The sequence below is a fragment of the Chrysiogenia bacterium genome (assembly GCA_020434085.1).
Classification (GTDB): Bacteria; JAGRBM01; JAGRBM01; order JAGRBM01; family JAGRBM01; genus JAGRBM01.
Genome location: JAGRBM010000390.1, coordinates 1 through 9088, shown reverse-complemented (window position 1 = coordinate 9088; position 9088 = coordinate 1). Strand labels below are relative to the sequence as shown.

Below are 9088 nucleotides of genomic sequence, written 5' to 3'. Positions count from 1 at the left end.
CCGTCGATCGCACCCTCACCCTCACTTCGCTCGACCTCTCCCTCAGAGGGAGAGGTGAAAGATTCGTCCACGTCCACGACTGACGTCCACGACGAACGAGAAGAAGGCGCGGATGCGCCCGTGGACGAAAACTGCGCTGAAGCAAGCGCGCCGTCAATGGAGACGGGCGAGGCTTGCCAAACCCCTGCACGTACCGGTAACTCCACGCCTCCAGAAGTCCCGCCTGAGGGACTCACGAGGAGTAAGCAGCCCCATGGCCAAGCAGCCCCAGAACGCGATCAGCCCGACGCGGGCCGAGGATTATCCCGAGTGGTACCAGCAGGTCATCAAGGCCGCGGACCTGGCGGAGAATTCGCCGGTGCGCGGGTGCATGGTGATCAAGCCCTGGGGCTACGGGCTCTGGGAGAACATCCAGCGCGTGCTCGACCGGCGCTTCAAGGAGACCGGGCACGAGAATGCCTATTTCCCGCTGTTCATTCCCAAGAGCTTTCTCGAGAAGGAAGCCGAGCACGTCGAGGGCTTTGCCAAGGAGTGCGCGGTGGTAACCCATCACCGGCTGGAGGCGGGCCCCGACGGCGGGCTCGTTCCGGCGGGCGAGCTCGAGGAGCCGCTGATCGTGCGGCCGACTTCGGAGACGGTGATCGGCGCGATGTTCTCGAAGTGGACCGACTCCTACCGCGATCTGCCGATCCTCATCAACCAGTGGGCGAATGTCGTCCGCTGGGAGATGCGCACGCGGCTCTTTCTTCGCACCACCGAGTTTCTCTGGCAGGAGGGTCACACGGCCCATGCCACCGAGGCCGAGGCGCGCGAGGAGACGCGCAAGATGCTGGACGTCTATGCCGAGTTCGCCGAGAACTACATGGCGATGCCGGTGATCAAGGGCGAGAAGACGGCGGGCGAGCGATTCCCCGGCGCGGTGAACACCTATTCGATCGAGGCGCTGATGCAGGACGGCAAGGCGCTGCAGGCCGGGACTTCGCATTTCCTGGGACAGAACTTCGCGAAGGCGCAGGAGATCAAATACCTCTCCGCCGAGGGCCAGCACGAGTTCGCGTGGACGACTTCGTGGGGCGTCTCGACGCGGCTGATCGGCGGGCTGGTGATGAGCCACGCCGACGACGACGGCATGGTGATGCCGCCCAAACTGGCGCCCGCCCACGCGGTGGTGCTGCCCATCTACCGCGACGATTCCGAGCGCGCGAAGGTCCTCGAGTTCTGCGACAAGCTCGAATCCGGGCTGCGCGGCAAGCTCTTCGATGGCCAGCCCATCGTGGTGAAGCGCGACGATCGCGATCTGCGCGGCGGCGAGAAGGCCTGGCAGCACATCAAGAAGGGCGTGCCGCTTCGGCTCGAAGTTGGCCCGCGCGACGTGGATTCGGGCAGCGTGTTCCTTGGCCGCCGCGACCTGGGCGTCAAGGAGAAGAAGGGCGTGCCGCTTGCCGAGTTTGTGGAAAGCGCCGCCGGCATTCTCGAAGAAATGCAGGACAACCTTTTGAGCCGCGCCCGCGCCTTCCGCGAGGAGCGCACGCAGGAGGTCGCCAGCCTCGACGAGCTGCGCGATTACTTCGGCCAGGAATCGCCGGGCTTTGCGGTCGCGTATGCCAGCGAGAACGACAAGCAGTACGAGGACGTCCTGGCCGAGTTCAAGGTGACGCCGCGCTGCGTTCCGCTCGAGAACAACGACGAGCGCGGCCCCTGCATCTTCACCGGCGAGCAGGGCGTGAAGAAGATCGTCTTCGCGCGGGCCTACTAGGAACGCGAACCGCTTTCCCTCCCGCGTGGACGGGGGAGGTGGCTGGAAGCCGGAGGGGGTTCGCCCGGCCGGCTCGCCCCCTCTGCCCTGCGGGCATCTCTCCCGAAACCCGGGGGAGACTCAAGGGCGCGCTTCGCTCTCTATTGCTTGGAAAGTTTCTTGGGGTCGAGCTTTTCGAGAATCTCGGTCCACTCTTCGCGGTTTTCGTTTCGGAACTGCGAGAACGCGGGCGCGTCTTCCTCGCCTTCCTTGGCGGCCGCCGGATCGAGGGCGCCCACGGGCTTGTCGCCCACTTCCTCGCCCTCGCCGGGGGTCTGCGCCTTCTGCGCGCCGCCGGCGGCTTTCTGGTCTTCCTGAATCTTGCGCGAGGCGTTGAAGACGCTCTCGGCGATGAAGATCGGCGCGTCGAAGCGCACGGCCAGTGCAATCGCGTCCGAGGGGCGCGAGTCGATGGCCAGGGATTCACCGGCGCGCTCGAGATTGAGCGTCGCGAAGTAGGTGTTGTCCTTGAGATCGCTGACTTCGATCGAAGCCAGTCGCGCGCCAAGCTCGGTCAGGATGTTCTTGGCAAGATCGTGGGTGAGCGGCCGGCCCACTTCGACTTTTTCCAGCTCCATGGCAATGGCGCTGGCCTCCACGAATCCGATCCAGATGGGGATCGAGTCCGGGCCGCTCTTGTCCTTGAGCACCACCACCGGCGAGTTGGTGTTGGGGTCCAGGGTCAGGGCGGAGATTTCGACTTCGCGCTTCATGGTTCCTTGCCTTGCGCGCCTGATGGGCGGCGCGCGGAAATTGCTCCGGGCGGCGTGGGCACGCTCTCGATGCGCGCCCCAAAAAATCAGACCAGCCTGCCGCGCAGGGTGTGGGGAAGCCCCTCGGTGATCTCGACGGCCACCACCTGGCCGATGAGCGAGGGAGGACCGTCGAAGTTGACGGTCCAGTTGCTGCCGGCGCGCCCGCTCACCTGGTCCTCGCGGCGGCGGCTGCGCCCTTCGACCAGCACCTGCTCCACGCGGCCCACCATGTTGCGGGCGACTTCGGCGCTGATCTCTTCCTGCAGGGATTGTAACCGACGAAGGCGCTCCTTCGCCAACTCCGCCGGAACGTCCCCGTCAAGCTTCAGGGCAGGCGTTCCGGGGCGTTTTGAGTAGGCAAAGGAGTAGGCGCCATCGAAACGCACGCGCTCCATCACGGCGAGGGTTGCCTCGTAGTCTTCGGAACTCTCGCCGGGAAAGCCCACGATGATGTCGGTCGTAATCGAAATTCCCGGTCGCGCCGCGCGCAGTTTCTCGACCACTTCGAGAAATTTTTCCACCTTGTACTCGCGCTTCATGCGGCGCAGCACCGCGTCGCTTCCCGATTGCAGCGGCAGATGAATGTGCGGCTGGAGCTTCTCGCACGCGGCAAAGGCGCGGTAGAGCGTCTCGCCCACGTTCATCGGGTGCGGCGAGGTAAAGCGGATGCGCTCCACGCCCTCGACTTTGGCGACTTCGAAGACGAGCTCGCCGAAGTCGGGGCCTCCTTCTTTTCCAAGGTGGGCCCACTGCTTGCCGTAGGAGTTCACGTTCTGGCCGAGCAGCATGATCTCTTTGACGCCCTGCCCCGCCAGCGCGCGCACCTCGGAGAGCACGTCACCTGGAGCCCGCGAGATCTCGGGGCCGCGCGTCATGGGCACGATGCAGTAGGTGCACTGGTGGTCGCAGCCCACCATGATGTTCACAAAGGCCTGCAGCCGCCCCGACGCATCGATCTCGGCGGGGCGGAAGATCTTCTGCTCTTCGGCGTGAAAATCCGCGCGCACCACCGGGCGGCCGGTGCGCTCGCGCTCGGCAAGCATCTCGGGCAGCGCGTGGATGTTGTGGGTGCCGACCACCAGGTCGAGATAGCGCGCGCGGCCCACCGCGTCCTCGCCCACCTGCTGGGCGACGCAGCCCACCATGGCGATGCGAAGCGCCGGGTTCTCTTCCTTGAGCACGCGGTAGCGCCCGAGCTCCGACCAGGTCTTGTCCTCGGCCTTGGCGCGCACGCTGCACGTGTTCACGCAGATGAGATCGGCAACCGCCGGATCGTCGGTGAGCCCGTAGCCGTGCGCCGCCAGCAGGGACACCAGCGTGTCGGAATCGCGATCATTCATCTGACACCCGTAGGTCTCCAGATACAGCCGCTTGCCGCCGGCGGCGGCTTCCGCGTTTGTCTCGCTCGCTGCGCGGGCCCCGCCCGCCACGCGCACGCGGTCGAGATCCTCGGCCTCTGCCGCGGAGAGCTCGGGGGAACCGGGTTGTGCGGATCGCTCACTCATCGCGGGGCCAAAAATGGGTCCAAAGGTCCGGGGAGTCAACACGGGCGCCTAGCGGGATGGCGCCGGGGGAATCTCAACCTCGATGTCGTGCCGGGCATGCGGCACGGCGACCTGAACCTGCGCTTTGCTGCCGTCGTTCGAAATGGCCTTAATCGAACACTCGACATACTTTCCGAGTTCTTCGGGCAATTTCAGAGCGGTAGCCAATCGAGTGGGAATGTCCAGGACATAGCACAGCCCGGTCCCGTAAATCTCGGAAGTACCAACCAACAGGCGCGAACCACCATCCAGCCACACGTATTCCCTGACATCGGAAGCCCATTCCTTTTCCTGCCAGAACCGATTTGCCGCGTCCCATCTCACGTAGCGCTCGCACTCCAGCTTCACGCACACAATGCCTACATGCACACCCGCCGCATCATCACAAAAAACATAGAGGGCGAACACGCCGTCGGGGGATTTTTGCACGCCGCTTTCCTTGCAGTTCTTTCCGACAACCGGCACCACCCCTGCGGAACTGAACTCCGCAGCTCGCGCCGGTCCCGGCCGCACGAGCATCGCGGCAAGGATCAGAAAAGGAAGAATCAGGAATCGCATCGGGTTGCTTGTCATCGCAGCACCTCACCCTCGCCCAAGCAGGACGTCCATTCCCAGTATGGGGATTGTCGTCGACCGATCAAGGGGCGTGACCCACGATGGTCCACGATGGTCCGAAATGAACCGAGATGGACCGCAGAATTTACATCGAGAAAGCACTATCTACGCTGCACAATGCCGCAGCTCTGCTGATCCCCCGCGATACAGGCCTTCTGAAAATATAACATGGCCTGTGCCCGGTCTCCCTGCCGATGGAGGGCAATGCCGAGATTTCGCAGCACGTCCGGCTGGTTCGGCGCGATTTCGTCGGCGCGTCTCCACGCATCAATTGCAGCTTGCTCATTGCCTGCCTGGGCATACGCCAGCCCCAGATTGTAGACAGCATCCTTGCTCTTCGGATCAAGTTCAGCCGCGATCCTGAAATGAGAGATGGCCTTCTCGAATTCCTTGAGTTCCATCAGCTCAATTCCCAGATAGAGCTGAGCTTCAGGGTGTCTCGAGTTTTCCGCCACGGCCTCTCGCGCATAGCGCAGGGCTTGCTCGTGATCACCGCCCGTACCGAAAGATTTCGCCAGCGCGAGCTTTGCCCGAATGAGACTGGAATCAAGCTGTAATGCCTTCTGCAATGAGGCTCTGCTCTGTTGGCTATCCCCCTCGTCAATCAAGATTTCGCCGAGCACCATGTATGCTCTTGCCGATCCTGGCGCAATCTCAATCGCCTCACGGGCTTGCGCTTCCGCCTCTTCGAGGCGCTTTGCCAGGCGCAGGCTCATTGCTAGGTTCTCGCGGGCGCGGTGGTTATCGGGATAGGCCACAACATTCTTCTCCATGAGCCGGATCTCGTCTCCCCAGTCCAGATTGCGCGCCCAGGTCCGCCCCGCGGCCAGAGCGAGCAGAACCCCCATCGCAGCCGCAACGCCGCGCGCGTCCATGCGAAATCTTCCCAGCAACGCCTGCACGCCCCACGGGACAAGCGGGAGAACAAAGACGCTGGGCAGGTAGAGCCGGTGCTCGTAGAAGAGTTCGAGGTTGAGGAAGGTGCTCTCCGGGGCGAGCGCCAGAACGAAGGCCAGCACGGCAAAGGCCGCGATTGGCCAGCGGCCCCGCCATTTCCAGATGGCGGCCAGCACCGCGCCCATGGCAGCCCACGCGGGCAGGGTTGTCCAGGGATCCAGGAACGAGCGGCTTGGCTGGAGCCCGTAATCGAGTGCCTGCGGATAGGGCCAGAAGAGCAGTCCGACATAGCGCAGATACATCCGGGGAGCAGAGAGAGTTCGTTCCCACAGGGTGAAATCCCGATTGGGAAGCGCGCCAAGGGCAAAATGATTGCTGCTGGTGGCCGCATAAATTCCCGCCATGGCGACCGGCGGGGCGCAAGCAGCCAGTAGCCACAGGAAGCGTCGCTTTCGTGCCGCTGGCGCCTCTTCGGGCCCGAGCAGCCACTCCCAGGCTACCAAGACAACGGGCACGACCGCCGCATTCTCCTTGCTCAGCAGCGCCAACCCATACGCCCCGGCGGCCCAGGCATACCAGCGGCGCTGCCCGGTCCTGCGGCCCCGGAAGTAGAGCCAGAACGTCGCCACTGCGAATAGACCGGCCAGGAGAGTCATGCGCTGAACGATGAAGTTCACCGGCTGGGTCTGCACCGGGTGCAGCGCCCACAGGAGTGCACCGAGCAAAGCGAGCCGCTCATCGGCAGTCTCGACGCTCTCGCGCAGCAGCCGAAGGCCCTCGCGCAGGCCCAGGTAGACGAATACCGCCGCTCCGGTATGTAACAGGATGTTGACCACGCGCATTGCAGCAGGATTCTCCGGAGAGAACCACCACTGGATTGCGAAGCTTAGATAGGAAACCGGCCGCAGGGTTGCGGGTGAGCCAAAGGCTGCCAACCACCAGCTGTGTAGCGATCCGGGATCGAAGAGCGTGACAGCCTGGTTGTGGACGATGCTGGGGTAGTCGTCGAAGAGGAAGAAGCCACCCAGGGCTGAAATTACGGACACGCTCGCGGTGAGCGCAAACGCGGCAACTGTGCTGGTCATCAGACGGTTCATTTGAACATGCGACTATAGCCGCGAGCCCAAACCACGCCAGCACCAATCCTAGCCCCACCAAACCGCTCGCCTTCGGCGAGCGGCCCGATCCGCCTTATTTTCTCACTTATTTCGGCCTTTCGTGCGCCGGGCTGCGTGTGCAAGGTGCGCCAAATCACTGGGCTTTTTGCGAATTTCAGGCGCGCGCGCTACCTTTGTACCTGTTCCGATTCTTCTTCGGACGGGTGGGTATCCCGATTCTGGCCGAGCTCCCCATGGGCGGGGACGCGGCGCGGCTGCGCGAGCGCGGCGCACTTTGGAGTGATTCATGAAAGCGATTCTTGCGAAGTGGTGGGCCCTGGCGGCCCTGTCTCTGGTTGTTCTGGGCAGCGGTTGCAGCGGTACCGACGCGGCCATTGCCGCGGGCGCGACGAAGCTCGGGTTCGCAACGCAGCCGCCGGCCAACGTGGCCGCGGGCGAGAACTTCACCTTCACCGTGGAGCTGCAGAACGCGGCAGGCGCGAACGTGCCGACCCCGGGCGTGGTCATCAACGTCACCTTCGTCTCCCCGCAGGGGACCATTGTGGGTGCCAACGGCGGCGCGGCCAATAGCGTCACCAACTCCGATGGCATGGCGACCTTTGTCTTCAGCACCGAGACCGCGCAGACGCTCACCTTCAACATCACGACGCCCGAGCTCGACGGGATTTCCGGCAGGCAGGTGGTCGTTGACCCCGGCACCGCCGTCACCCTCGCCTACGGCACCGCGCCCGCGAGCACCGCGGTGGTGGATCAGGCCTGGACGACCTTCACGCTCGAGGCCCGCGACAATCTGGGCAACGTGGTCACCGGCGCTTCGGGCAACGTCACCATCGGCAAGCTGGCCATGGGCGGCGGCGCGTTCACCAACGCGACCAAGGCGCTCGTGAGCGGCGTGGCCACTTTCAACGATCTCTCCTTTGATGCCATCGAGTCCGTGGACCTCGACGTCAGCACCACCGTGGGCACCATTACGACGCTGCCGGGCTCGGTCAACGTGAACGTGCAGTGCGGCGCCGCCGGCACGGCAACGCAGATCGCGTTCGGCAACGCGCCCGCGGCCGGCCAGACCGCCGGCGTCGCGTGGGCCGACGGTTCGTCCATGCCCGTCACCGTGGAGGTCCAGGACTGCTTCGGCGACGCGGTCGCCACCGATAACTCCACCATGATCAGCGCCTCGGTCACGACGGGCGACGGCTTCACCGGCGGCTCGACCCTGACCGAGCCGGTCACCAGCGGCGTGGCCACCTTCGACAACCTTGTCTACAACAAGGCCGAGGACGTGACCCTCGACTTCACCACCACCTTGTTGCCCGACATCACCGACGTGATGGTGACCGTCAGCCCGGCGGCCATTTCGAGCCTGAGCTTCTCGGGCGCGCCGAGTATGAGCCAGAACCTGGAATCGACCTCGACCATGAGCGTGCCCGTCGATGCCGCCGATGCCTTCGGCAACCCGGTGGCCGGCGAGAACATCGTGCTGAGCATCCAGACCAACCCGGGCACCGGCACCCTGCGCGCGACCAATACCACCGTCTCCACCAGCGCGGGTGGCACGGCCACCTTCGGCGGCGTGGGGATCGACAAGGTCGGCTCGGGCTACGTCCTGCGCGCCACGCACATGGCCACCATGACCACCGCCGACAGCGCGAGCTTCAACATCGTTCCCGGACCGGTGTATTCGATTTCCTTTGCGATGGCCGATGGCGGTAAACAGCCGCCGGCCTCCACCAGTACCGATTCTGCCGATGATTTTGAGGTCAAAGTCGGCGTGCACGATGAATACGACAACAACGTCACCGACGGCACGGTAATGACGCTGACCCGCAACGGCGGGACTTTTGCCACGACGCCCGTTCTCGAGACCGACCAGATGTCGGACCAGGCCACCACCACCAGCGGCGTCGCCACCTGGACCGGCGTGAATCTCACCAAGGTGGGAACCGGCGCCAAGCTGCGCGCCAGCGGCGGCTCCACCAACGCTGATTCGAGCGCCTTCAACGTCACACACGGCGCGGCCCACCACCTGGCCTTCGGCACGGCGCCCACGACCCCCGCGACCGACACCGTGCAGTGGGAGGACTTCACCGTCCGCGTGCTCGACGTCAACGACAATGTGATCACTTCCAACAACACCAATACGGTGACCGTATCGGAAATGTCGGCTGGCTCCTTTACCGGCACGACGACGCAGACCCTCGACGCGGGCGTCGCGACTTTCGACGATCTGGTGTTCAACCTCTCGAACCCGGCCTCCCAGGAAGCCGTATCACTGACCTTCGCGACGAACATCATGCCCGAGCTCATCAAGACCGCGGTGGACGGCACGTCCGTCACCGTGGAGACCGGCCCGGTGCCCGCGCAGGT

General features: G+C 64.4%; 6 protein-coding genes. 2 read left to right on the top strand and 4 right to left on the bottom strand.

All coding sequences use genetic code 11. The features are described 5' to 3' along the window. Positions 1 to 253: 253 nt before the first annotated feature. Positions 254 to 1756, top strand: a complete 1503-nt coding sequence (locus KDH09_13445) for a proline--tRNA ligase (protein ID MCB0220698.1) — start codon at positions 254 to 256, stop codon at positions 1754 to 1756. 140 nt (positions 1757 to 1896) lie between these two features. On the opposite strand, the gene KDH09_13440 is transcribed toward KDH09_13445, so the two are convergent. The 4 genes from KDH09_13440 to KDH09_13425 form a co-directional block, all read right to left on the bottom strand. Continuing rightward, positions 1897 to 2508 (bottom strand): bifunctional nuclease family protein, encoded by a 612-nt coding sequence (locus KDH09_13440; GenBank protein ID MCB0220697.1) that lies wholly within the window; start codon positions 2506 to 2508, stop codon positions 1897 to 1899. An 86-nt stretch (positions 2509 to 2594) separates the two neighbouring features. Then, entirely contained in the window at positions 2595 to 4055 is a 1461-nt protein-coding gene (gene miaB, locus KDH09_13435; protein ID MCB0220696.1) for a tRNA (N6-isopentenyl adenosine(37)-C2)-methylthiotransferase MiaB, read from the bottom strand. A 48-nt stretch (positions 4056 to 4103) separates the two neighbouring features. Further along, positions 4104 to 4667 (bottom strand): hypothetical protein, encoded by a 564-nt coding sequence (locus KDH09_13430; GenBank protein MCB0220695.1) that lies wholly within the window; start codon positions 4665 to 4667, stop codon positions 4104 to 4106. A gap of 143 nt (positions 4668 to 4810) precedes the next feature. After that, entirely contained in the window at positions 4811 to 6691 is a 1881-nt protein-coding gene (locus KDH09_13425; GenBank protein ID MCB0220694.1) for a tetratricopeptide repeat protein, read from the bottom strand. A 319-nt stretch (positions 6692 to 7010) separates the two neighbouring features. Here KDH09_13425 and KDH09_13420 point away from each other — a divergent pair. Further along, a partial coding sequence (locus tag KDH09_13420; protein ID MCB0220693.1) for a hypothetical protein occupies positions 7011 to 9088 on the top strand: 2078 nt, incomplete at its 3' end.